The organism is Neisseria sp. HMSC068C04, from assembly GCF_001810105.1.
Classification (GTDB): Bacteria; Pseudomonadota; Gammaproteobacteria; order Burkholderiales; family Neisseriaceae; genus Neisseria; species Neisseria flavescens_B.
This window is the reverse complement of sequence record NZ_KV799927.1, coordinates 1-1,318: the sequence shown is the minus strand read 5'-3', so window position 1 is coordinate 1,318 and position 1,318 is coordinate 1. Positions and strand designations below refer to the sequence as shown.

At 41.6% G+C, this 1,318-nt stretch carries 1 protein-coding gene; it reads left to right on the top strand.

Annotated elements, in window-relative coordinates; all coding sequences use genetic code 11:
* Positions 1–368: 368 nt before the first annotated feature.
* Positions 369–1,318, top strand: a 950-nt coding sequence (locus tag HMPREF2700_RS04010) for an IS110 family transposase (protein ID WP_070590344.1), incomplete at its 3' end; no start/stop codon positions are given.

Here is a 1,318-nt window from a genome sequence, read left to right as displayed (position 1 = left end):
CAAGTCAGGGGGAGGACGTCCAGAAAGATTTGTAAAGACAGCTTTATCGTCTTTATAAATCTTTTTGGATACCCCTTGACGCTAGCCCACCCAAAAACGCTTTAAAGAAGGGTTGGTGCGGTTTTTTGCGCCAACCCCTGCCACATGGCGAATGTCGCCGAAGGCAAGCACACGATAAGCTTCAAGCCCTGAATGAGTAAATCAGCCCATTGAGGGCTTGGCGTTTGACGAAACACCAAGTAAAGCCCACGACTTCGCAAGTACGGCCAAAGCGTACAGCTTGTAGCAAAGATAGAAGCGTGGGCTTTCGTACATCTTAAGTTTGAACACTATCTAGGGCAAAAAGCCCGAATTAATAAGGTTAAACCATGTACTTAGGAATAGACGTTTCAAAGCTCACAATAGATTGCTGTTTGATTGCAGATGGTCAAAATCATCAAAAGAAGTTTCAGAATAACAAAGGAGGATTTGAACAATTAACAAAATGGCTACAAAGTCATAAAGTATCCGATAAGCTCCATTGCGTGTGCGAAGCAACAGGCACATATTACGAAGCATTAGCCGAATATCTTTATTCAAGATATACAATTACCGTAGAGAATCCAAGAAAGATAAAAGGATATGCGATAGCAGAACTACAGCGATCCAAAACAGACACACAAGATGCAAAGTTGATAGCCCAATATTGCCAAGACCGAAAGCACAAATTAAAGGCATGGCAACCGCCGGCAAAAGAACAGAAGCAATTACAGGAAATCGCCCGATATTTAGATTATCTGAAACAGCAACGCGCAACAGAAAAAGCCAAACAACACGAAGCGCCTGACTACATCAAATCCCATATTCAAACAACCATTTCAAACCTGACAGCACAAATACAGACAGTCAAAAAGCAACTACTCCAGTTCTACAAAGACAATCCAAGTTATAACAACCTGCGCAAAAGGCTGAAAACAATAACAGGCATAGGCGAGCAAGCGACAGCCGTATTACTATCAACCTATAAAAGACATGAATTTAAAAATGCAAAACAGTTCACGGCTTATCTAGGTCTAGACCCTAGAAAATATCAATCGGGAACAAGCGTAAACGGAAAAAGCAGAATATCAAAAATCGGAAGTTCGGAAATACGGAAAAGCCTTTATATGCCTGCCGTTGTCGCATACCGTTGCAATGCCTTTCCTGAATTTGTAGGCCGTCTGAAAAACAAAGGGAAGCATATAAAGCTGATATTAATCGCCATCATGCGGAAACTGGCGGTAATAGCGTTTACGCTGTTGAAGAACGGCCAAGATTTCCAAGTGGAAAGATATAAATA